Source organism: Bacillus basilensis, assembly GCF_050630465.1.
In the GTDB taxonomy this organism is placed as follows: domain Bacteria; phylum Bacillota; class Bacilli; order Bacillales; family Bacillaceae_G; genus Bacillus_A; species Bacillus_A basilensis.
In genome coordinates, this window is sequence record NZ_JBNTQO010000007.1 from 127,437 (window position 1) to 150,453 (window position 23,017).

19 protein-coding genes and 3 pseudogenes are annotated in these 23,017 nt (G+C 31.8%); 7 read left to right on the forward strand and 15 right to left on the reverse strand.

What is annotated here, in order from left to right:
- Nucleotides 1-57 precede the first annotated feature (57 nt).
- From ACQVV1_RS16110 to ACQVV1_RS16120, 3 genes and pseudogenes are all read right to left on the reverse strand, one after another.
- Nucleotides 58-2,994: pseudogene (locus ACQVV1_RS16110) on the reverse strand (Tn3 family transposase).
- A gap of 42 nt (nt 2,995-3,036) precedes the next feature.
- On the reverse strand, nt 3,037-3,582 hold the full coding sequence (locus tag ACQVV1_RS16115) for a recombinase family protein (protein WP_431169134.1): 546 nt from the start codon (nt 3,580-3,582) through the stop codon (nt 3,037-3,039).
- Nucleotides 3,583-4,074: 492 nt separating this feature from the next.
- The gene (locus ACQVV1_RS16120) at nt 4,075-4,653 is read right to left on the reverse strand and encodes a dihydrofolate reductase family protein (protein WP_431169135.1); all 579 of its coding nucleotides are present in this window, start codon (nt 4,651-4,653) and stop codon (nt 4,075-4,077) included.
- 581 nt (nt 4,654-5,234) lie between these two features.
- Between ACQVV1_RS16120 and lgt the strand changes: the two genes are divergently transcribed.
- Both lgt and ACQVV1_RS16130 read left to right on the forward strand, forming a co-directional pair.
- Complete coding sequence (gene lgt, locus ACQVV1_RS16125; protein WP_131370751.1) at nt 5,235-6,047, forward strand: prolipoprotein diacylglyceryl transferase; 813 nt, start codon at nt 5,235-5,237, stop codon at nt 6,045-6,047.
- 17 nt (nt 6,048-6,064) lie between these two features.
- Nucleotides 6,065-6,451 carry a YidH family protein gene (locus tag ACQVV1_RS16130; protein WP_033669475.1) on the forward strand — a complete coding sequence of 129 codons (387 nt, stop codon included), beginning with the start codon at nt 6,065-6,067 and terminating at the stop codon, nt 6,449-6,451.
- Nucleotides 6,452-6,610: 159 nt separating this feature from the next.
- Here ACQVV1_RS16130 and ACQVV1_RS16135 read toward each other — a convergent pair whose 3' ends face one another.
- A complete protein-coding gene (locus tag ACQVV1_RS16135) occupies nt 6,611-7,372 on the reverse strand; it encodes an MBL fold metallo-hydrolase (RefSeq protein ID WP_431169136.1) in 762 nt (253 codons plus the stop codon).
- Nucleotides 7,373-7,501: 129 nt separating this feature from the next.
- Here ACQVV1_RS16135 and ACQVV1_RS16140 point away from each other — a divergent pair, with 129 nt between their 5' ends.
- Nucleotides 7,502-7,912, forward strand: coding sequence for an Lrp/AsnC family transcriptional regulator (locus tag ACQVV1_RS16140; RefSeq protein WP_016098104.1), 411 nt, complete (start codon nt 7,502-7,504; stop codon nt 7,910-7,912).
- A 331-nt stretch (nt 7,913-8,243) separates the two neighbouring features.
- On the opposite strand, the pseudogene ACQVV1_RS16145 reads toward ACQVV1_RS16140, so the two are convergent.
- The 3 genes and pseudogenes from ACQVV1_RS16145 to ACQVV1_RS16155 form a co-directional block, all read right to left on the reverse strand.
- Nucleotides 8,244-9,673, reverse strand: a pseudogene (locus ACQVV1_RS16145) (IS4 family transposase).
- A gap of 148 nt (nt 9,674-9,821) precedes the next feature.
- Nucleotides 9,822-10,232 carry a DUF1878 family protein gene (locus ACQVV1_RS16150; protein WP_086423311.1) on the reverse strand — a complete coding sequence of 137 codons (411 nt, stop codon included), beginning with the start codon at nt 10,230-10,232 and terminating at the stop codon, nt 9,822-9,824.
- Between the two features lie 269 nt (nt 10,233-10,501).
- Nucleotides 10,502-11,098, reverse strand: a complete 597-nt coding sequence (locus ACQVV1_RS16155) for a DUF421 domain-containing protein (RefSeq protein ID WP_431169137.1) — start codon at nt 11,096-11,098, stop codon at nt 10,502-10,504.
- A gap of 1,203 nt (nt 11,099-12,301) precedes the next feature.
- Here ACQVV1_RS16155 and ACQVV1_RS16160 point away from each other — a divergent pair.
- Nucleotides 12,302-12,619, forward strand: a complete 318-nt coding sequence (locus tag ACQVV1_RS16160; RefSeq protein ID WP_431169138.1) for a hypothetical protein — start codon at nt 12,302-12,304, stop codon at nt 12,617-12,619.
- Nucleotides 12,620-12,965: 346 nt separating this feature from the next.
- Here the strand turns inward: ACQVV1_RS16160 and ACQVV1_RS16165 are convergent, their stop codons facing one another.
- The gene (locus ACQVV1_RS16165; protein ID WP_431169139.1) at nt 12,966-13,385 is read right to left on the reverse strand and encodes a universal stress protein; all 420 of its coding nucleotides are present in this window, start codon (nt 13,383-13,385) and stop codon (nt 12,966-12,968) included.
- Between the two features lie 22 nt (nt 13,386-13,407).
- Nucleotides 13,408-14,871 carry a SulP family inorganic anion transporter gene (locus tag ACQVV1_RS16170; protein ID WP_431169140.1) on the reverse strand — a complete coding sequence of 488 codons (1,464 nt, stop codon included), beginning with the start codon at nt 14,869-14,871 and terminating at the stop codon, nt 13,408-13,410.
- 181 nt (nt 14,872-15,052) lie between these two features.
- Here ACQVV1_RS16170 and ACQVV1_RS16175 point away from each other — a divergent pair, with 181 nt between their 5' ends.
- Together ACQVV1_RS16175 and ACQVV1_RS16180 are read left to right on the forward strand one after the other, a co-directional pair.
- The gene (locus tag ACQVV1_RS16175; protein WP_431169141.1) at nt 15,053-15,595 is read left to right on the forward strand and encodes a recombinase family protein; all 543 of its coding nucleotides are present in this window, start codon (nt 15,053-15,055) and stop codon (nt 15,593-15,595) included.
- A gap of 246 nt (nt 15,596-15,841) precedes the next feature.
- A pseudogene (locus tag ACQVV1_RS16180) lies at nt 15,842-16,030 on the forward strand (DUF5065 family protein); the annotation flags it as partial.
- Between the two features lie 182 nt (nt 16,031-16,212).
- On the opposite strand, the gene ACQVV1_RS16185 reads toward ACQVV1_RS16180, so the two are convergent.
- The 4 genes from ACQVV1_RS16185 to ACQVV1_RS16200 all read right to left on the reverse strand — a co-directional run bounded on the left by ACQVV1_RS16185 (nt 16,213) and on the right by ACQVV1_RS16200 (nt 21,263).
- A complete protein-coding gene (locus tag ACQVV1_RS16185; RefSeq protein ID WP_431169142.1) occupies nt 16,213-16,974 on the reverse strand; it encodes a hypothetical protein in 762 nt (253 codons plus the stop codon).
- 563 nt (nt 16,975-17,537) lie between these two features.
- Nucleotides 17,538-18,629: a GerAB/ArcD/ProY family transporter gene (locus tag ACQVV1_RS16190; protein ID WP_431169143.1), complete on the reverse strand. Its 1,092-nt coding sequence runs from the start codon at nt 18,627-18,629 to the stop codon at nt 17,538-17,540.
- Between the two features lie 18 nt (nt 18,630-18,647).
- The gene (locus ACQVV1_RS16195) at nt 18,648-19,724 is read right to left on the reverse strand and encodes a Ger(x)C family spore germination protein (protein ID WP_081101926.1); all 1,077 of its coding nucleotides are present in this window, start codon (nt 19,722-19,724) and stop codon (nt 18,648-18,650) included.
- A gap of 27 nt (nt 19,725-19,751) precedes the next feature.
- Complete coding sequence (locus ACQVV1_RS16200) at nt 19,752-21,263, reverse strand: spore germination protein (RefSeq protein WP_431169144.1); 1,512 nt, start codon at nt 21,261-21,263, stop codon at nt 19,752-19,754.
- A gap of 692 nt (nt 21,264-21,955) precedes the next feature.
- On the opposite strand from ACQVV1_RS16200, the gene ACQVV1_RS16205 reads away from it, so the two are divergent.
- Nucleotides 21,956-22,261: a 2-acyl-glycerophospho-ethanolamine acyltransferase gene (locus ACQVV1_RS16205; protein WP_431169145.1), complete on the forward strand. Its 306-nt coding sequence runs from the start codon at nt 21,956-21,958 to the stop codon at nt 22,259-22,261.
- 202 nt (nt 22,262-22,463) lie between these two features.
- On the opposite strand, the gene ACQVV1_RS16210 is transcribed toward ACQVV1_RS16205, so the two are convergent.
- A complete protein-coding gene (locus ACQVV1_RS16210) occupies nt 22,464-22,682 on the reverse strand; it encodes an alpha/beta-type small acid-soluble spore protein (RefSeq protein WP_001025757.1) in 219 nt (72 codons plus the stop codon).
- 64 nt (nt 22,683-22,746) lie between these two features.
- On the reverse strand, nt 22,747-22,941 hold the full coding sequence (locus tag ACQVV1_RS16215; protein ID WP_431169175.1) for a hypothetical protein: 195 nt from the start codon (nt 22,939-22,941) through the stop codon (nt 22,747-22,749).
- Between the last annotated feature and the right edge of the window lie 76 nt (nt 22,942-23,017).

Below are 23,017 nucleotides of genomic sequence, written 5' to 3' on the forward strand. Positions count from 1 at the left end.
CGTGTAAAAATGGGTCATAGACTGGTTTTTATTTCCATGTTATGATCCTTTTATCTTTTATACAGGTATATTCTCTTCTATTGGTTGTGGAATGTTTTGTAAATCAATCACATAATCGCTAAAACGTTTTATTTGTTTCGTCATATATGGACTTAACATCACCAGATCTTCTCGTGAGAATCGATAACCTTCTCTTTTGAGTTGCCATAAAATCATGGTAATATCAACGACATTTTGAAAAATGACTGCATTAGCAACGAGATCATTATATTTAATACGTTTTTCTTGTTCTACTGGGTCATTTTCAGTAATAATCCCATCCCCACCAAAGAATAACCACTTTGAAAAACCATTATATGCTTCCACTTTATTTGTACTAGCTGTAATTTGCTCTCTTAATTTCATATCTGAGATATATCTAAGAAGAAATATCGTTCGAATGACTCTGCCTAGCTCTCGAAATGCTTGGTACAGTCGATTCTTTTTACTATTACTTCTCAGTTTTCTGAGAAGAGTTGAGGGTAGTATCTTTCCAGCTTTTATAGACAAAACAACTTGAAATAAATCTTGCCAATGAGTCTCAATTAACTTCCAATCGATTACATCACTAAATAAAGGAGCTATATGTTTATATTGAATATGTTTGCTTGGCCTAAAGAATTTTAAGTCTTTCCAATTCCTAATTCTAGGCATTAAATTGATTCCTAATAGATAAGAAAGTGCAAAGACAGGAGTAGACTGGCCTTGTGTATCAGCATGAATCGTATCAAGTTGGATATCTGACTTGTTTTTTAGCAATCCATCAATAATATAAACAGCTTCCCAAACCCCACAGGGGATAAAATGGCTAAATAAAGCAATATAATTATCCGAAACATGATGATAAGCTATTCCTCCATAGCTCCCATATCTAATGTGGTATTCTAACAGTAAGTTTTCTTCATATAAATCGTATTTTGTTCCATCAGCGGCGGCTGTTTTTCCACTCCCCCATAGTTTTGGAAGGCTAAAGAGGTTGTATTGATTTAAAATGTCTTGAATTGAGGCATCTAATTTTTGGACACTGATATGTCTACGATTCACAAAAGAAATCATATGAGGTGTTACTATATTTCGCATATGTTTAGCGGTTTGGGCAGGCCCTAAATTACAGCCATGTCCAAATGAAGTAATAATATAACGTTCAATTGGATGCTCTAATTTAGGTTCAGATCCTGAAAATGGGCCGAAATGTCTTGTACAATGAGTCCAGCAAAGTATATCGAGAATCGTTCGTTCCTGTAGTCGTTGTATAATTTCTTTTTCTAACATTTTACTACTCTTGGAAGACTCTTTTCGTACCAAACGTTTCAGGATTGGTTCTCCATCTTCAGTTATGATAACTTGTCCATTATTAGGATAGTTTAGGTCAACAGTTTTTGCAGCGGATGTTAGCCAACTTTTTAACCGATTAACAAAATCAGTAGGTGAGGAAGGTAATTCTAGTTCATTACAATAATCTTCAATCATCGGTTGGCATTCTTCCCATGGAAGTAATTGTTATCTATAATCAGCATATTTCTCAGAACCTTTTACACTAAGGTCTCCCGTCTTTAATTCAGAGGCTAAATAAGAAAATATACAGATTTCAAGACGTTTACGGTAAAGTATATTCGTGCTTTTTTCAACGCGAATTGTATGTTTCCACTGTTCACTGGCGAATGATAAATCAATATCGCTAGGTAGATGTTCAACCTTACGGTTTTCGTTCTCTAATAAAAATTCCAGAGCATTTATGAGGGAATCGTCTTGAGTTGTTGAGTCAATTTCTAATAATGTGATGAGCCGAAATAATGTTTTTCTATGATTCTTATAGAATTTTTCTAAAAGTGGTAGATAATTATTTCCGTTGTATGAGGATATTGCTGTACAGTCCTGTTTTAAAAATTCTATACCACCTTTAGCTTCAAATAGCTCAGTAATTTTGCTGCCAATTTGTGTATTATCATCATGCATAGCTGTTGTTTCTAAAACTTCACTCAGTACAGAAATAAGATTTTCACTTATGGAACGATGTTGCTCCCTCAAAAGAGCAAGTTCTTCTTTTCCTTTTTTATGAATGATTCCCATCCTTTTTAGAAACATTTCTACAAGGTTATCCCTAGTTGTAATTTGTGACCGATAAATAGTTGATAACAACAGCATATATCTTTTGTGAGGAGCGAAGTCCTTTATTTCTGAAGCATCTAAAGAATTCGCTTCAGCAGCAAAGTGCTTCAATTTAGAATTTGGAATGCCTTCTAATAAATCATGAATGTTTGGAAGGAAAGACGTAATAAATGAAAGTCTGTTTTGTAAACCTTTCATATGAGTAATAGAAGGGCTTTTGGGAACTTCTTTAAAATAATTATAACCAGAATGTTGAGTTTCTTTTGACGTATGAAGTAATTGATCGAGTTTATCTTTTTCTATATTAGACAAACGAGCGAGAATTGTATTACAAAGACGATTATTAACCAGCGTTCTCACTCGACGTGCAAGCCGATTTAGTGTACTGAATGCTGGTAATTCATAACATTCCTTAATTAATTCTTCAATAGAAACATTAATAAGGTCAGCGGGGTTATCCATCACTTGAGATGCTTTATATATGGCATTAGTAGCAATATGTAAAGCATCCTTCCCAAAGGGCAATACTTGCAAATGCTCACGAATTGCTTTCTGGTGTCGATATATGGACTTTGTTCGGAAGTTTGGTTCGGTTTCATTTGATTTACGCAAACTCGAACGGATATGATGAATTATCACAGATGGAATATCTTTTGGACGTGGAAAATAACCTAGTCGTTGGAAAGACTTTAGCATAACTAAAAGGCTAAAGACCGGAATAGTTCCACGTGCTACTCTATGGGCAAATTGGTTCTCCTCATATGTGATGGTATAAATCTCTTTCAGCTCTTTTCGAGTTAAGTTTTGTTTAAACCTTGGATAGGCTGTACGTTCAATTGAGGTCAATGTAATTCCTCCTACTATACTAAAATCAAAACTATATGTATTTTACTGTTGCATCTTACGGTACAAAGTCATTCTCGAGATACCAGCTTTCTCGGCGGCATCTGTACGGCTCATACCTTGATTAATAAGATATAAAGCGTATTCTACCTTTTCCTCATCGGTTTTTGGTCTTCCAGGATGTTTTCCTCGTTTCCTTGCTGCCTCAATCCCTTCTTTTGTCCGTTCAGAAGTTAAATCTCGTTCAAATTGAGCAATACCAGCGAAAATAGTAAACAACATTTTTCCATGTGCTGTTGTTGTATCAAGCCATGATTCCTTTAGACTTTTCAAGTGTGCTCCTTTTTGAGAAATTTGTTCCGTAATTTCAATGAGATCTTTTGTAGAACGTGATAATCGAGTTAAATCGGTTACAACGACTGTATCTTCTGGACGAAGAAATTCCAGCATACTATTTAATTCCGGCCGGTTTCGTTTTGTACCGGTTACTTTTTCGAAGAAAATACGGTCGCATTCAAATTCTTCAAGCTGTTTCTTTTGACGATCTAAATTTTGATCTAATGTAGAAACACGCATATAACCAAACTTCATATTTATCATCCCTGTCACTTTACCCATAAGTTTGCCACAGTTGGAAGCATAAACTTGCCGGAAATCGCTTATTTTAGAAGATATTTAACTAATTATCCAAATAAAATGGAAGTATAACTTTGCCGTGAGTTAATTATTAACCCATAAGCTTGCCATGTGTTTTATTAATGTAGCTTTGGAATAATGTTTGGTCAAATTGATACTAATAACCTTGATAAATTAGCAAAAAGAAAGAACGTGTTTTGATCAATCTTTTTTCAAAACACGCTCTTAATTTATTTAATTGAATCATTCTTTTATAAAAAAGAATGATCATTTCTGTGATTCTTATTCCATTAAAGTGCCCGATTCTGGAAGATTGTTTCAAAGACATTATTAAAGTAAAGCACTCTTTACTTTAATAAGCATACAAAATCATCAAACTCCTTTATAACTATGGAATTCATTTTGATCAATTTTTTTCGAAAAGATTATTATTGCTTCCAATAGCTATCATTTGATGATCTCATACCGCATCAGTATTGAACCGCTTGGTTCGTAAAGCTTGGTGGATATCAACTTCATATCGTGTCGTAATTCAATGTTTTCGAAGTAGCGTTCGCCACTGCCCAATATAACAGGATGAATGATTATTTGTAGTTCATCTAGTAATTCGGCATTAATCAGGCTCTGAACAAGACCTGCACTTGCGGAAACAATGATATCACCCTTAATTTCTCTTTTCAACTTCTTTACTTTCGTCATTACATCAGAGTTAAGCAGAGAAATGGTATCATCGTAGTCCCCCCAGTGAACTTTCGTAAAATCACTATTATTTGTTGCTACAAACTTTTGAGTCTTATTCATAGCGTTAGCCCAATCCCCCTCTTGGAACGGCCAATAACCTGCAAAACCTTCATATGTGATCCTACCCATCAAGATTGCTTCAGCCCTCTGGAATATCTCTAAACCATCATTTGCGGAATCTATGATACCAGGCATTGCCCAGCTTACCATGTTACTTTCTTCACCTTTCGGTCCCGTAAAAATACCGTCTAAAGTGTTGCTCACGTTTGCAATTATTTTCCCCATATATTCTCCTCTATTCTTATTTAATATTTTATATTTGAATTTATTATTAAGTTTGTATTAGTCGTCCTCAAATAATTTTTATGACCCTGTGTATTGATAAATTGCCTCGATGCTAAATTTAAATAACATCTTCAGATTAGCTTCGATTTACTTACGAATAATCCCTTCTCAGCTTTAATTCAAAAACATCAATATTACCGGAAGCATAAGTTTGCCATAAACAAAAAGAACCATAAACTTGCCGTTCAGGCAAACTTATGGTCCTTATCACAATCCCCTTCACCGACTATTGTACCAAAAACGATTAAATGGAGATATTGTTACAAATAATATTGTTACATATTTTTGTTACACTCAGTATGCAAGTTAATTAGACTAAAAGTTTATTAATAATGACCGCAACAAAAATGGTCGTTTTTGTTACAACGTAACGATAGTTAATACTCTCATAATATCATTTGTAATTTAATACGGATAATAGAAAAGGTGGTTTATATGTTGATAAGGTTCAATGTTATAATAAAAATAATCTAAAATGTATATATTGTTATACATTTTAAATAAAAGGGGGGCATTTTTCAATGATAGAACAAATTAAACCCTTAGATCCTATTGCAATTCACCTAGGGCCCATTGCTGTACATTGGTATGGAGTTATTATTGGTATAGGAGCTATATTAGGGTTTATCTTAGCTACTCGTGAAGGGAAAAAACGCAGAATATCTTCAGATGTATTTTACGACTTAATCTTTTTAGCTTTACCTATCTCAATTATTTCAGCACGAATATATTATGTAATCTTTGAATGGAATTATTATAAGGAAAATCCAGTTGAAATTTTTGCAATTTGGCATGGTGGAATTGCAATTCATGGCGGTATTATAGGAGCTGTACTAACAACTATATGGTTTACAAGAAAACGAAACCTTTCTTTTTGGAAAATCGCTGATATTTTAGCTCCAAGCTTACTTTTAGGGCAAGCAATTGGGCGTTGGGGAAACTTTATGAATCAAGAAGCTCATGGAGGAATTGTATCTAAAAGCTTTTTAGAGTCGTTACATTTACCAGATTTTATTATCAATCAAATGAATATAAATGGTACATATTATCATCCAACTTTTTTATACGAGTCTGTCTGGAATATTACAGGTGTGATTGTATTACTCGTATTAAGAAAAGTTGATTTGAAACGAGGAGAAATTTTCCTCACTTATTTATTATGGTATTCTGTAGGAAGATTTTTTGTAGAAAGCTTACGTACGGATAGTCTCATGTTAACATCCCATATAAGAATAGCTCAATTAGTCTCAATTGGGTGCGTACTTTGTAGCATTCTTATTGTGTGGTATAGACGTAAAAAAGGGTATGCACATCTACACTATACTGCTGATTAATGGAGTGAGTCGATGTAATGGAGCAACACAAAGTGAAGTCAAAAGCCCTTGAAACAGTAGATTCAAAATATATTCAGCAGCATTTAGCTAATGAAAGAACCTATCTAGCTTGGTTACGTACTGCAATTGCTATTGCTGGTTTGGGATTTCTTGTAGCTAATTTTCATTTAGCTGTTCGAAAAGAGCTTTCCTCATTAAATAATAAGATTGCTATTGGAATAGGAATTGGATCCGTTATTGCTGGAATAAGTATTATTATTATTGCAACCTTACAATATCTAATTAAACGTCAAAACATTAACTCACAAACATTCCGAACACATACCACATTAATTGTATGGTTATCACTCTTAGTTATTGCAGTTATTTTAGCTATTTCATCTTATTTTTTACTAATTATATAATAAAATATTACCAACTACGATTTAAAAGCTAAATAAAAAACAATTTCCTGTTACTAGGAAATTGTTCTTTATTTAGCTTAGGTTTTATGTTATTCGATTGGCGATACCCCATGCCCATCAACTTAAGAAATTGGTTGTTCCCCAAAACAAAAATTTGATTTAAAACGTGTATGATTCGCCATCATCCGGTACTGAAACAGTCGAACTGATTCCTTTTTCGTTAATAAAGCTTTTTAATTCTTCTCTTGATAAGTTCCAATGGTTCACTGCTTCCATATGGACTACAATGACTTGGGAATTAGGAGCAGCTTTGTACACCTTGTAGATATCTTCTTTATCCATGATAAGAGAACCGCCTTCAAAGAATTGATTATCTCCACCATTTACGACAATGATTTCTGGTTTATGTGTATCGATAACTTTTTGAACCTCGTCATACCATACCGTATCTCCGGCTACATATAACGTTTTTTCGCTTTGGTGTTTGAAGACTACACCGCATACTAAACCAGCAAGTTTTAGGATTTCACCTCTACCGTGTTCGCCTTTTGTCTTAAGTAGTTGGATCCCTTCAAAGATTGTATCTTCCTGTAAAACCTCTACATTTTTGAAACCGGCGTTTCTTACTTCTGTCGCATCTTCTTCATTTTGGACAAATAGTTTAATGTCTTTTGGCAATATTCTTTGAGCCGCCTCGTCAAAGTGGTCTAAATGTAAGTGAGTTACGATGACTGCATCTATATTATTAATAATATTTTCAACGGATACTGGTAAGCTAACTAAAGGATTATTTTGATCTTGTCTTGGTGAATTTGGGAAAGGTGGGTAAGTTCCTTTCTCTGCTAACATTGGATCTATTAAAAACCTTTTCCCTGCATATTCTACAACGATTGTTGCATTACGAATTTGATGTATATTCATATTTATTAACTCCTTTTTTTTGAGATTTTCTTTGAACAATGTATAGTTTATATTATTCCCAATAATGGATACACAGATTAAATAAAGTTTTTTGGTCGTTTTACTTTATTAATGAAAGGAGTTATATAAATGTTAGATAATACGGACAAACGTATCTTAGATGAACTATCCAAGAACAGTCGGCTCACGATGAAAGAATTAGGTGAGAAAGTCCATTTGACTGGACCAGCTGTTTCAGCTAGAGTGGCGAAATTAGAAGATCAAGGAGTTATTGAGGGGTATACAATTAAAGTTAACCGAGTCAAATTAGGTTGTTATATACATGCTTTTATTACAATCATTACAGAAAGCATTTTTCATCAACCTTATCTGTCATTCATAAAAACGCAAGACAAATATTTAATAAATAATTATAAAATCAGTGGAGATGGTTGTTACCTTCTCGAATGTAAATTTCCATCCATAGAATTAATGAATCAATTTCTGAAAGAATTAAACGAATATGCAAACTATAAATTATCGATTGTTATAGATAAATAGCGAACCAAAAAACAACGAAGAGTTTGCGAATAATTTTACTTATACAAATAGGTGCGTTTAAATTTGTTTAGTTATTCAATTAAAGGGAGCTTTTACAAAGTAATGAAAAAAGCCTAATTTTTCAATATAAATTTTGAGAAATTAGGCTTTTTAATATGGGAATTTCCTTAACATTGTAAATCCGCATTTTCCTGACGCTACCCCATCGCTATCAAGCTAAGCCCTTACAACGTCAAGTATAGTAGAACTTGTTTCTTTTTTCTAAAAGCTAGGTGTAGAGAATTTAAAGAGTTGCATGCGAAATAAACCCTATCGGGTTTCATTTTTTGAATTAGGCCGCTTGATCATCAGACATGGTACAATTGTAAACGACACCTAATATATCAAAGACGGTTTTTTTCTCATATCTATGGGATTTTCGCCCGTTCTGCTGTAGGAGGTTGAACAGGCGAATGAGAATCTTTGATAGTTCTTGGGTGTCTTTCTGTGTAGCTTGATAAATAAGAAGAAAATAATCTTTAATCATATATATGGCTTTATATTCACTCAGTTCTCGTTTCTTTTCATAAGAAGTAAGTGTCGCATTTGAAACATAGTAGACGAACAGAGTAGAATGGCAATCAGTTGCCCATACAAATGACATTCCAATCTTTCTCGTTTTATCTTTTTACAATGCTGAATATGAAAGAATGATTTCCATGTTTTAAATAAAATCTCGATTTGCCAACTTAAAGAGTACCAATCATGTACTTGTCCCATCGGGACAATATCTGTAGAGGTATTGGTCATGTATACATTGATACCGCTAAGTCTTTTACTACGAGCAGAGTACTTCATTCCTTTCTTTTTTTCTCTTACAGTTTGATCTTGTAATCGTTTTTGTTGTTGTTCTTTTGTTAGCCGATGAACGATCACACGAGTTGGGATTTTATCAGTCATTCCTACATAAGCATCGGATATTTCATAGGTTTTTCCTGATTGGAGAGAGTTCATTAATACCTCCATATCTATCTGTATATACTCTGTACCTTTCTTGATGCTTCCATCCTGAAAATAATCAGGTGTGAGATTTTTTTGATAAATACGTGTATTGGATTTAATACGAGAGATATAGTAAGCCTTTTTATCTTGTATATGTTGAAGATCTTTTAAATGAAAATACCCTAAATCACGGATACATAAATCATTTGGTGCTACAGTTGGAACACACAGAGAACCGTAGGTTCGATCATGTTGTTTCCCTGGACCTGTATGGATATGCAGGAATTGTCCGCTTAATAGGTCATATTCAAGTTGAATTTTCATCCCAGCAGTATGGCTACATCCTCCAGCCCCAGGATAAATGGTTGAAAATATATCTGGAAGCTGAAATGCAGTGGAATCTAAAATGCGAATACGCTTGAAAACAGAGGTGTATGGAGAAGAAAGTGGCATAGATGAAGTTAATTTTTTATTTAGAAGGTTAGTCAATATATGTTGTAAAAACTGAACGGCTGATGTATTAAACCGTTGATTCAGTCCTTCTGGACTGATAAGTACTTCTGTGGATGCTTCTAAACAGCTAGATAACTGAGCTAAAGAGGTTGTAGCGATATTTTGACTCATCCATATACATAAAGCGACTAAATCTTTTGCTTGGTATTTACTAGTTCGTTGTACAAAACCAACATCTCTAGCAAGATCCCGTAAGGTATTTGGAGATAAAAAACTTTGAATCTCTTGAGCAAATAGTTGTAATTCATCAGACACAGAAACAGACATAAAAAACGCCATCCTTTCCTATAATTCTACAGAAAGGATAACGCCTTTTTTGCTTTATGGATAGTGCAAAACCTTAGTTTTATATCGATGTAACGGTACCAAATAGCCGTTTAATAATTATTTATATCACCTTTATATATCTATATAATCAAACGTTATTAATTATTTTTAATTGCTCTAAAAGATAATCACAGACATTCACAAAAATACATTGTTTTTTTAAACTTAATAATAAGTATTTCAATTCAAATTCTTGATAAAAAATCTTAGTGATATATAGTTTAAACTCATCTAAATTAGGCTTTTCTGGGCTGTATAGCATATCTAAAGGAAGTTTAAATTTAGAAAATAAATGATCGTTTTGGGCAAAAATCGAAACTTCTTCTCTAGTTAATCGATCATGAAATGCAATTAAAATTTTTCTTAAGGCATTTACTTGTTCTTCTTCAAATTCATGATCTATAACAAATCTATAAAATGGGAATTCATCTGACTGAATCATACTTTGCATAAGTCTAAATTGATATCTTAATAAAGTCACTTCTTTGATTAAATCCATATTTCCCCTCCTTTATTTCCCTAAATTAACCAGTTTATCATAACAATTTATAACTCGAAATACAAATACTTATGATATATCACCCATACAATTTTTATTAACATAACCTATCATTATCAATAGTTAACGATGCATAAAATTTTCGTTATGGGGGTAATTAAAACTATTAGCTTGATGGGGATGTGACGCTACCCCATCACCATCAAGCTAGGAATACCCCATTAAGATTGTATTTTTCATCCTTTAAGTAAGGTATGTTAGAACCATTTTTATTTAAGTTCTTTATGACTATGGTTATTTTTATGTTTGCTTGTGTTTTTTACTTCTTGAAATATATTATTACTTTCTCTCTGTTCATTATGTACATCGTCTAGAGAGTAATTATATGATTGCATTATTTTGTGAAAATCTCTTACCGTTAAAGGTTTTGCCTCATCCTTTAATTCATAACCTAATTGACCATTAGGCTCAAGTGTCGCTGTTTTTACATCTGCAATTTTAGAAATCCCTTGATTACGTAAACGCATTTCTAACTGATCAACTGTCAAACGTAATTTAGTTAAATTTTCAATATTAAGTCTACCATCTTCAATGACCACTTTAGATTTACCAGTAATAAATTTTTCGAAGGTATTAGACTTTAATTGAAAATACTCTAAAAGTATAACCGTAACTACAAATATAAAAGCACTAGTAACAGCCTTTATAGTACTTTTTTCTACGATGGGTTGCACAATAATCGTACCAATGGAAATCATGACAACAGTTTGTGCTAAAGTCATTTGAGATATAGATTTTCTTCCAGCAATTCTTAATAAAAGAATTCCAGCAAGAATTAAAATCAAAGATTGCCAAATAAAATTCACACGATCACCCTTCTATATGCTACATTTTTATTTTTAGGCTGCACTTTAATTTGTAATATATACCAAATGAATTAGAGAAAATGGATTATAATATGCTAGCGTTATTTATTTAGGTATAAAAGTAATATTGTTGTTTTTCAATGAACTAGGTTTATTATTTCCATCAATGATGAAAATTAATAATTTATATAATCTATTAATTTAACTTACATATTAATATGTAAAGAACAATGATACATGCTAATTACATCCTAATATAACTGCTGTACCATAACCAACTAATTTTAATTACAACTTTGTATTGCTCATCTTTTATAAAAAAATATGTTATAATAGATACCCATCACTATCTACCTAAAGGGATTGTATCCTTTTAAAAGACTCCTTATATATAAGGAGTCTTTTTATGTTTACTTATTATTTTATAATAAGATTGATAAGACTACATTTAAAAATACGAGTTCAGGTTGCTGTAATAACTAAATTACATACAAAAAAACCAATTCTATTACAGAAGAATTGGTTTTTTTGCGTATAATGAATAGAAATATATCTAGGCGCTTAAGGAATTTGATCTTACATAAGTTAGTTTAAAATAAATAAATAAATAGAAAATTCAAAATTAAAATTGGTTTTTTACTTATAAAGACAATTAAATATGGAACTATGCATATTTAATAATTAATTCCTAGAAATATGAATGGGCGAGTTATAATGAATAGATGAAATACCCTTTCAGTTTCCTATGAACTGTACTTTAGTCTGTTGTTGGTACGAAGTCTTTTAGTTGACTTCGTACTTTTTTGTTCACTAATGTAAATTTAAAAATATTAGTTTACTTTCACAATAACGAAAATAGTAACTCCATTCCAATTCTCCTAACATCCTTAAAATCGGAAATGTAAGTATACATTCAAAACATTTTGATATGAGATTACTTTAGGTAATTTTTAAAGCGGACTATAAACCAAAGTAATTTTACAGTACGTCACAGCTCTACCGATCGGAGTAACGGGAATAACAGGAGCAACAGGACCAACAGGAGTAACGGGACCAACAGGAGTAACAGGAGCTACTGGCCCAACGGGAGACACTAGTTCAAGGACAGCAAACTATCTATATGTTTATGATACAACTAATCAATTAATTTCAGTAGGAAGTGCCGTTATCTTCAATACAACTGGACCTAAAACTGGATCAGCATTGACACATGTAGCAGGTACTGAAAATATTGTAATTAATATGGCCGGAACATATGTAGCTGAATTTAATTTAACAGTGGTACAGGCAAATCAATTTTCTTTTGCACTAAATGGTACACCAATTCCAGGGGGACGATATGGTACATCTATAAACCGTATCCAAACCACAGGTAATGTTGCTTTCACAGTTACAACTGTCCCATCTACACTAACTTTGGTTAACAATACCTCTACAACAAGAACTGTAACCCTTTTAAATAATGGAGGAGGAGCTTTAACCGCAGTGTCTGCTAGTATAAGTATTTTTGAGATAGGATAAACAATTCATTTTTTATTAGGAGCACGGTAGCGATTCCTTCTTTTGAGAGCCAATTATAAAAATAAATTTAATTCAAAATATGATTTATTTTTATTTAGGAGTCTCGCCAATCCAATGACATAAAAACCATGCTAAGACATTTTGGGAATTTTAATTCTTGATTTTCGTAAGCTAAGGTTTTTCTAAGTTATAAAAAAGATAAAAAGTTTGCATTATTTTGTAGCAAAAATTTTTGTTTTCCCAACTTGTAATTTCTCCATATTTCAACTCCTTTATATCTAATTATAAAAATTCCTGATTTTGAAAGAACAGTCTTCAAAATCAGGAACAGTATGAACGTTATATGTTATTTCACAATCAACACAGGATATTTTACCCTTTTTGCTACTTTGTGGCTTACACTCCCTAATACCATCTCTTGTAAGGCATTAAGTCCGCGACTCCCTAACACGACTAAATCAAAACTCTCTTTATTCGCATAATCTACAATTGTTGGTCCAGGTTCTCCGTGTAAGATTTTAATTTCGTAAGACACACCTTTCGATAGCAACTTTTCTTCAATGGGCAAGAGTCTCTTACGGCGTGACAACTCTAATTCTTCTTTTCCTTGTGCATGAAGAACTTCGTTCTTTGCTTTTGAAAAATCAACCACAAATACAATTTCAACTTTACAATCCTTTATTAAAGAAGCAATTTTGACTGCTTCTTGTGTTGCACGTAAGGAATGCTCAGAGCCATCGACAGCTAATAGTATTTTTTTATACATGGTTTTCACTCCTAATACTGGATTAATGAGATGAAACTTTTCTATTCGGATTATTATATACAGCTAATTTTTCTACGAGTTTTTTACTAGAAGAATTTAAATTCTGTATAGTAACGATGTTACTGTTTTCACTATATTTAATAACTACCTTATCAATAGCCCCAACTGCTGAATCATCCCAAACATGGGTATTTGAGAAGTCAATAATAATACTCCTGTTTTTAACACTGAAATCAAATGCATCTACAAAACTTTCTACTGATGCAAAGAATAATTGACCTTCTACATCAAATGTTATATAGGAGTCAATTTGTCGTTTAACTACTTGTATCTTTGAAATTTTAGCAACAAAGAATATTGCACTTAATAAAACACCAGCAATTACACCTTTAGATAAGTCGTGCGTTGCAACTACGATAATAACGGTCACTAACATAACTACTGCATCACTTTTTGGTGCTTTTACTAAATAAGAAAATGAAGACCAATCAAATGTACCAATTGATACCATAATCATAATTCCTACTAGAACAGGCATTGGAATTTGTACAACTAAATCTCCTAATACAATGATGAGAAACATTAAAAATAGTCCTGCGATCAGCGTAGACAGTCTACCACGTCCGCCTGATTTTACGTTGATTACAGATTGCCCAATCATTGCACAACCTGCCATACCACCAAAGAAACCATTGATAATATTGGCGATTCCTTGTCCTCTTGATTCTTGGTTCTTATTGCTATCGGTTCCTGTCATATCATCTACGATAGATGCTGTTAGTAAAGACTCTAGTAACCCTACAATTGCTAAAGCGATTGAATATGGAAAAATAATTTGTAGAGTGTCAAACGTAAATGGTACGTCTGGAATAAAGAACGATGGTAATGCTCTTGTAATCGCTCCTAAGTCACCGACTGTTCGTAAGTCTAGATGCATAAAAATTGTAACAGCTGTTAATAATACAATCGCTATTAACGGTGCTGGAATTGATTTAATAAATCGCGGTACAATATAGACAATAGCTAATGTAATTGCAACAAATACATATGTTAGATTGGAAATGCCAATAAAGTGTGGTACTTGAGCCATAAAAATTAAAATTGCTAACGCATTAACAAAACCAATCATGACAGCACGTGGAATAAATTTCATTAATCGTGCTACTTTAAATATCCCAAAAATAATTTGTATAACACCAGTCAAAATTGTGGCTGCTAATAAATAATTCAGCCCATGTTCTTTAACTAAAGGAACCATAAGCAATGCCATCGCACCTGTTGCCGCTGAAATCATTCCAGGACGACCACCTACAAAGGCAATAATAACTGCAATACAAAAAGATGCATATAATCCTACCATTGGATCTACACCCGCAATAATGGAAAATGCAATTGCCTCTGGAATTAATGCTAGTGCAACTACAATCCCCGCGAGGATATCTGCTCTAACATTAGAAAACCATTCTGTTTTTAATTTTTCTACCACTGTTTTATTACACCTCATATCATTTATTTTGTGGCTTTTAAGTCTCATAAAAGCCGCGTTCACGATTTAATAAAAACAGTCTAACATTTATCGTCCCAAAAAGGAACCTTTTTGGGACTGATTTTTCGACGCCAAGTTATGGTATGATAAAAGAAACATCTTAACTGTTAGGAGAGCATGTATGTTAATCGGATATATGAGACCATATCAAGATGATCTGAAATGCGAGGGACAACTAAAAAACTTAGAAAAAGTAAAGTGCACAAAAATCATTTCAGAGGAACATTCTTCAGCAAAAAAAAGAACACATCTTAAAAGTATAATAAGTAACCTGAACCCAGGTGATAAAATAGTCGTTACAAAACTTTTTACATTGGCTGATTCAACACGCCATCTGGTGGAGTTAATAGAAAAAATTGATATGAAAGGTGCTTACTTTCAATCTCTTACTGAGGGAATCGACACAAGCAATCAAGCTGGATATCAATTCAGCTTGATTTTAAATCATCTTGTTAATTTTCAAAGTGACGTGATAAGTGAAAAAACAAAAAAAGGCTTATATGAGGCAAAACAGAAAGGAATCACTCCAGGACGACCAAGAAAACCTGATGAAAATGTAAAACGGGCGATTGTTATGTATCAAAGTGGAGAATATAGTCTTGCTCAAATAAAAGATGAAACAGGAATTAGCAAATCCACACTATACAGATATCTAGAAAATTAAACATTAATTATATTTGCCATTGAACTTAATTAAACCTACAAAAATTGTGTAGGAATGTAGATACTCACTATAAAAAAACAAACGATTCTTCCTCGACAGCTTGTTGAAAGAATCGTTTGTTTTTTATATAGATCTTGTTGAAAATTTCATTATATACCTATAAAGACAGCAAAAGGTCATGTAATGGAAATTAATACCAGTTTAGAGCCCGTTTTTACACGTATCTCGGCTGAACCCCTATATTGATTAAGTGAAGGTGAGAATGAAGTAGTAAATATGCAAAGATATAAAACAATATATGATACTGGTACTGAGCATAATTATGGTAGATTTGTAACACCTATTACATCAGTTTATGAGCCAGGATCATATGTAGCTGTTATGAAACTTGGTGAAAATTATTATTATGGTGGTAGCTTTAAAATTAAAAAATAATGAAAGTTAATTTCACTAATGATAATATTTTTGATATGATCAATGTATAATAAAAACATAACTCATGTAATAGTCTAGGCGGTATACTTGACCAACGGCCGCTTAGCTAATGAGTTATACCCCTTAGAAAAGGTACCTTGCAGCAGGGGTACCTTTTCTTTTATTTTCAGTGGTAAATTATTTTAAATAGAAGCTATATAGCTAAAAAGTATAATGATTAAATTATAATTGAAGTGAAGAATGTATCCCATATGAATATTTTTAAATATTAGAAAGAAAATCATTTGAGCGATAGCTGGTATCCCAATGATAGTTAAACATTGTACCCAATTATAGTTATACGTAGAGAGATGGAGTAACCCAAATGAGCTTCCAGACAATATTAAAGAGGCTGTAATTGAAGATATGGGGCTTATTATGAAGGAGCGTATGATCTTATGCCAAAAGAACAATATAGATACAAACATAATGTTCTCTCCGATTAATTGAATTGCAATCCCAGGTGTTTTGTGAAGCATATTAGTAATCCCTTCATTCCCAATGGGATTAGATGCTCCTCTGAATGTTGTAAAAGATATTAGTACGGCTAAAAATAACAACATAATAGCATAAATAATGAAAGCACAGAAAAAAGAAATTTTTAGTTGCTGGAAAGTAATTTTTTTAGAAAACAAAAACCGTTGATCCCTCATTATAAATAGAAAAACTAATGAAATAGGAAAAGAAAAATAAACAGATTTAATTATATATTGCATCAGTATATCTAATTCATTTATATAATTAAGCATGAATGATGGAAAAGGTATGTAAACAGTAATAATACAAAATATGATAAGTATTAGAAAGTGCAGATACGTTTTAGTTTGTACTAAGCAATCTAAATATGTGTTGGCAGCCCTTAATGCGTTTATGGTCTGCTTAAACTCTTTAGAAACTGCGTTCATAACACTCCTCCATTTTTATAAAAGTATATGTATTTAATCCATCATCTTATATGCTATTCTTCCCTAAGTGTATTAAATGTAAGCTTATCTCTACACACATCATAAAATTTCACGTACCTTATTTATTAATTATATTTAAAATATAATCAACAAGAGGATTTCTATACCAAAAGGAAAAGCATCCATCTGGACGCTTCATTTATTATATATATATCAATTACACATTACTTCTTCATTCTCTCTTCAATATAACTAATAAAATTAGTATTTAGTTACATTTCTTGCAACCAATTGAAGTGAATATCTGTACATAATAGATAAATGGGTCATAGTACTGAAATAATAACCAGCCTATGCCTCATTTTTACACGTATCTCGATTGAACTTCTACTACGAATATAAACAATATTTTTAATAATTATGATAGAAGTAAAACAAATACTTCCTACTCTACAACCTTTTTTTCATATTGCGGATTCCTAATAGAGCTTGCACTAGTACTTTAACCTCTGTATTATTTGTACCAAAATCTAATTAAAGATATCTTTTAAAGCATAGATATACTATTTTTGAAAAATCCTTTTAATTCTCATCGTCACATAAAGGAAAGGAATATATCCATATAAAATATAAAATCCAATATTAGATATAAATTTACTTAATTCTTCTATCTTAATTCGCGTATCAACAAATATTGCAAATACAAATATTACTATACAAAGACAAATTAATGATACTTTTGGTTTAACATTAAATAATCTTTTAATTCCTCGCGTGCTTCCCCAGATTGCACAACAAATTGGAGGCAAAATAATAAAAAACCAAATAAAAATAATGATGTACTCAATTCTCTCAACAAACGGAAGTTCAAATACCTTTGTAAGTATTAATGTGGCCCAAATTGTATGCTTAATTTGTCCTTGAGTAAAATATCCAAAAGAAATAATAGTTAACACCAAATAAATAACAGTTGTAGTTAACGTAGCTAAATGTGCCCATTTTATTGATTTTTCCTTATGTTTAATAAATGGGTAATATAAAAACAATGGCTCAAACCCTAAATACATAAAAGTGGATGCTTTCGCTGATTGCAAAACTTCGAATATGCTATGGTTAAAAACAGGTAAAAAATTATTCCATGCCAAATACCTAACTAGGAAGAACACTGTGATTATTAAAAAAGATGGAATGATTACACTCCAAAAACTCATCCCAGTTACTGCCCTGAATCCACCTGATACAATATAATAAATTACTATCAACATAAGCAATGCAAACTCCCATGTACGAACCATAGGAAAAATCCAAACCTGTAATATTTCTATATATGCTCTAATAACAATAATCGCTGAAACAATCATATATCCTATAAATAAACTCGATAGAATGTACCCTACCTTCCCACCAAAAAGTTTATTATTAATTGAAATCAAATCTCCGTCTTCTGAATATGTTAAAACTGAATACATCATCATTATTACAATATGTATACTTATACCCGTAATCAAGATTGACTGCCATGCATCATGTCCTGCACCTTGTATGAGTTCCCTTTGGTATCCTAAAACTCCTACTCCAGTTTGTGAGGAATGGACTAGAAAGAATACAAAAAATGGTGTTACCATAGAACTCTCTTTTACACTTACTTTATTCATATATCCCACCATTTCAACTTATTCTCCAACACCTGATTGTAATAGCTTCAACTTTGTTTCCACTTTAAATGTAATTGAGGGATAGATTCTATAAAATTCTTTCTCATTCCAATTACGTTGTCTACCTCTAACAAAGTCACCAACTCCAATTGGATCTACTTCATACTTTTGTAGTTTTTCTATAAGTCTATATACTTCGCTCGTCTGTTTTGCTTCTATCTTTTTTGTTAAGAATTTTATATTATGGATATCTTTTAAATCTAACCAAGCTGGAGAATCTTTAATTAATCCACTCATTGTAATGTTAACTGTAACTTTCGGCTTATCATCTACACTACTCACTTTCATTTTCGCGGTACCATATAAATTATTAAAAACAATGTACCCTCTTTTATTTTCTTTTTTGATTGGCATTTCAATATTCCCATTCATACCATGGCCAGAGAGTAACTTAAATGTGAACATCTCTGCCTCATTCAAATGTAACTTTAACTTTTCTCCCTTCATAATACCTATCCCATCTATTGCTATAGAGTGGTCCTTATTCACTTTTAAATAAGGTAAATAGGCATCTCTACCTTCTCCATAGAAATTAAATAAAAACATTTGCACATTAGTAAGTGGCAAACTTTCTTTTTTCATATTTTGTTGTAATAATTCAAATAGAAATGATGCACCTTCTTTTTTTGCTTCTTTTAATATTCTTTCAGCTGATTTTTCAGCAACAACAATTTGCAAATGACTTCCAATCAACGGATCACGGCATATAGCACGTACAAGGTCAGAAACTCCCTCTCTCGCGATACTTTCTCCAAACATCAAAACTTTTAATTTTCCAATTTCAACAGGAGATGCTGTCTTTCGATTCATTCTACTTAAAATAAGGTTCACAGTAGAAGCCTCTGCTTTTAGAAGGCCTGCTTTATTTTCTTGACTATCCTGTGTATATTCAGGGTAAAGGGCTGTTCCAGTTAACTTATCCCTGTTTTTATCAAAGCTTAATACTTGAATAATATCTAACTTATCGACTTCTTTCATACGTACGCATCCGCACAATACGATAAAAACAGTAGTTATAAAAATTAATTTTCTCACAACAACCTCTCCGTATTTGAATAATTATTATTCGTTATTAATATCATCATGGTTATTTGCTGGATTATATCTTTCTAAAATCTTGGGCTTTAAATACCTTAGCCGGTTCGTTGTATTCTTATATGACGAACGAATAAAACTATCAGTATAATCAGACCACCTAAAAGGATACAAAGGAACCATATAAGGAGTTCCAAGCGATTTTAATCGCATTAAATGTGTTAATAAGAGAGCGATGCTAAGAATAATTCCAAATCCCCCCCAGAGGGAAGCCGCCAAAATAAATGGAAATCTTAATAAACGAATTGTATTAGACATTTTAAAGATTGGCGTTGTAAAAGATGCTAAAGCAGAAAGGGAGACTATAATAAGAAGAATCGTACTTGTTAATGCGGCTTCAACTGAAGCCTGTCCAATAACAATACCTCCCACTATTCCTAAAGTTTGACCAATTTTTGTTGGTAATCGAGCTCCCGCTTCACGCAATAATTCAATTGTTATTTCTAAGAAAATGACTTCTAATACAGGTGGAAAAGGAACATTTGCCCTAGAGCTTACAATAGGCCCTAGTAAATCCATTGGAATTATTTCATAATGATACGTTAGAATAGCAACATAAATAGGGGTTGAAAATATAGAGAAAACGACACCGAATATTCGTATAATCCGAAAAAAAGAACCTATAATCCATGGTAAATAATAATCTTCTGGAGACATAAAAAAATCCATAATGGTAGCTGGTCCTGTAATAGCATACGGGGAACCATTACTCATAATCGCAACTTGACCATTAATGAGGGCATATATAACACGATCGATTCTTTCTGTTGATAAAAATAAAGGAAAAGGAGTATTTGAATTATCCGTAATGATTTGATCGATTTGAGAGCTATCAAAAATTACATCAAAATCAATTTTTTCTAGCCTTTCTCTAACGGTCTTGACATGCCTTGGATTTGTCACATCATTTAAATAAAAAAACACAACTTTTGTTTTCGACATAGTACCAATTGTTATTTCTTCAAAAATTAAATTTGATGTTACTATTTGTTTTCTCAATAAGTGAATATTTACATCCATATTTTCAACAAATCCTATTTTAGGACCCACTACACTAAATTCATTCTCAGTTTCATTATTTTCCCTTATACCTAAGCTTGCATTTTCAACATTAATTAATGCACAAAGTTCATCTGTTTTTTTTAGCTGAATAATAACAAATCCCTGATTTAACTTTGATTCAATTTCTTCAGTATCCTTGGTTATTACAATATCCTCCAAAGGTATATAACTTCTTAATTGCTCCAAGGTATTTATGCTATGTAAATTACGTTGAATAGACGACAATAAAACTCTTTGCAATTTTTCTCCCTCTACTAGTGTTCTATAGTAACTAATGTACAAAAAATCTAAACGATCAGAAGGGGAGAACTGTTTAAAATCAATTGACTTCTTGGCCATTTCGAAAATTTCATGTAATTTTTTCTTTTTTTCTTTTAGTTCTTTCTTTTCAAAAATTGAAGCAATCCATTCTTTCATGACCACTATACCTCCCAAATACTCACTATTACGTTCCTATCCCTAGAAATTATTGTTTCTCTTCTCTATAAAATATATGCATTTCAAAGAATGACCAACTACAACTAATTTATGAATTTACAGCCATTAAAATTAAGAATAATCTACTTAAAATACTATTCCGATTTTGAAAATAAATACAGTTGTGCAGAAATAATAAAGTCATTAAACAAATAATATAGTTGTTTAAAAATTCTTATTCCACGAACGGAGGAGGTTAGTAAAAGCAATAGTAATTAGGTTTAACTGGGGAAAGAATGTTATTTAACAATACAAAAGTATTTAAAAGATAGATTTTATAAAATTTATCATGCCAAAGTGTATTCGTTAATTAAAGAATATGCCTCAGAAATTTACGAAGGTATTAGTGATTTAGAATTATAAAAATAATAGAATGTGAGGGAATAATGATGAGTAAAACAAAGATTGTGGGAATACTTTTAAAGTTAGTTGGCCCAGCGCTAGGTTTAGCACTTATAGAAATAGCTGAAGAAAAAAGTAAATATTAAAAAGATATAAAATCTATTATTGTTTAAAAAAATTTATAAAGGGAATTTTTCGTTAGGATTTGAATAAAACATCTATACTTACCTTAAAATTGTAAATATATATTTGTGGAATAGTGACCCTTTTTAGTAAATGGAGGGGATTTTTTGAAAAGAGGAAATTTGAGGGTGTTTACTAAAATTTCATTCTTAACAGCACTAACTTCAATTACAATTCTACCAATATCCTTATATATGCTAGCAATGACTTCAAATGAAAATATAGTATCTATTTTAAAGGTTTCTATATCAGTTACATTTTTTGCTTCCTTATTTGCTGTTCCTTTAAGCGTCATTTCAATGTTCAGTAAAGAGAATTTAACCAAAAGAATTTTTGTTTTATTGGGAAATTTATTACCAATCGGTCTTTTAACTTATGCTATAATGTTAGAATTTGTAGATGAATTCTTGTAGACTACACCTTAAAACAAAAAATAGCGAATTTAGGTTTAATAGCGTTTAACAGACTTAAGATTACTTTTAAAGGGTTTAATGAGTTTCTATACTTAATGTATTGTCACATCAAATAAAAACCCTTAAAAATGATTTTTAATTTTTATGTAAATAAAAGGAAAAAATCCGTTTTATGGGCCCTTTTTCCTTTTATTATTTTAACTTAATGTAATCTGTGTTGTCCTGATAATTGTTCCTCAGCCATTCGAACTAAGCGCTTTGTAATTTCTCCACCGACAGACCCATTTGCACGTGATGATGTATCAGGTCCTAGTGTGACTCCTAATTCACGGGCAATTTCATACTTCATTTGTTCAATAGCACTTGCAGCAGCAGAAATTAGAATTTCATTTGTATTACTTTCGTGTCTTTGAATATTCATAATTGCACCTCCACTATATTTGTATATAACATGTGCTTAATTATGATATTTATACGTAAGTAAACTATTTTCTTCTATTATTTTTAGGAGAACTCTTTTTCGTTCTCTCTTTACCATATTCCACTAACTGAATTTGAAACACATCTGAATTCTGAATTCCTAACATATTCATTTCTTCTCTAAATGAAAGCCAGGACTCTACCTTTATTGATTTTTCTTGGCCATTTCTTAATGTGTAGATTCTTGAGTATTCTATAATTAAACCCTCCTTACACGTTAAATAATGTGTATTTAATTATGTAAAAAAGACATAATTAAACAATTTTTCATATTAA

Coding starts and splice junctions, on each gene's coding strand:
- ACQVV1_RS16115 (WP_431169134.1), bottom strand. CDS start 3,582: ATGAAGTTTGGTTATATGCGTGTTTCTACATTAGATCAAAATTTAGAT.
- ACQVV1_RS16120 (WP_431169135.1), bottom strand. CDS start 4,653: ATGGGGAAAATAATTGCAAACGTGAGCAACACTTTAGACGGTATTTTT.
- lgt (WP_131370751.1), top strand. CDS start 5,235: ATGATAGAACAAATTAAACCCTTAGATCCTATTGCAATTCACCTAGGG.
- ACQVV1_RS16130 (WP_033669475.1), top strand. CDS start 6,065: ATGGAGCAACACAAAGTGAAGTCAAAAGCCCTTGAAACAGTAGATTCA.
- ACQVV1_RS16135 (WP_431169136.1), bottom strand. CDS start 7,372: ATGAATATACATCAAATTCGTAATGCAACAATCGTTGTAGAATATGCA.
- ACQVV1_RS16140 (WP_016098104.1), top strand. CDS start 7,502: ATGTTAGATAATACGGACAAACGTATCTTAGATGAACTATCCAAGAAC.
- ACQVV1_RS16150 (WP_086423311.1), bottom strand. CDS start 10,232: ATGGATTTAATCAAAGAAGTGACTTTATTAAGATATCAATTTAGACTT.
- ACQVV1_RS16165 (WP_431169139.1), bottom strand. CDS start 13,385: ATGTATAAAAAAATACTATTAGCTGTCGATGGCTCTGAGCATTCCTTA.
- ACQVV1_RS16175 (WP_431169141.1), top strand. CDS start 15,053: ATGTTAATCGGATATATGAGACCATATCAAGATGATCTGAAATGCGAG.
- ACQVV1_RS16185 (WP_431169142.1), bottom strand. CDS start 16,974: ATGAACGCAGTTTCTAAAGAGTTTAAGCAGACCATAAACGCATTAAGG.
- ACQVV1_RS16190 (WP_431169143.1), bottom strand. CDS start 18,629: ATGAATAAAGTAAGTGTAAAAGAGAGTTCTATGGTAACACCATTTTTT.
- ACQVV1_RS16200 (WP_431169144.1), bottom strand. CDS start 21,263: ATGAAAGAATGGATTGCTTCAATTTTTGAAAAGAAAGAACTAAAAGAA.
- ACQVV1_RS16210 (WP_001025757.1), bottom strand. CDS start 22,682: ATGAATATTCAAAGACACGAAAGTAATACAAATGAAATTCTAATTTCT.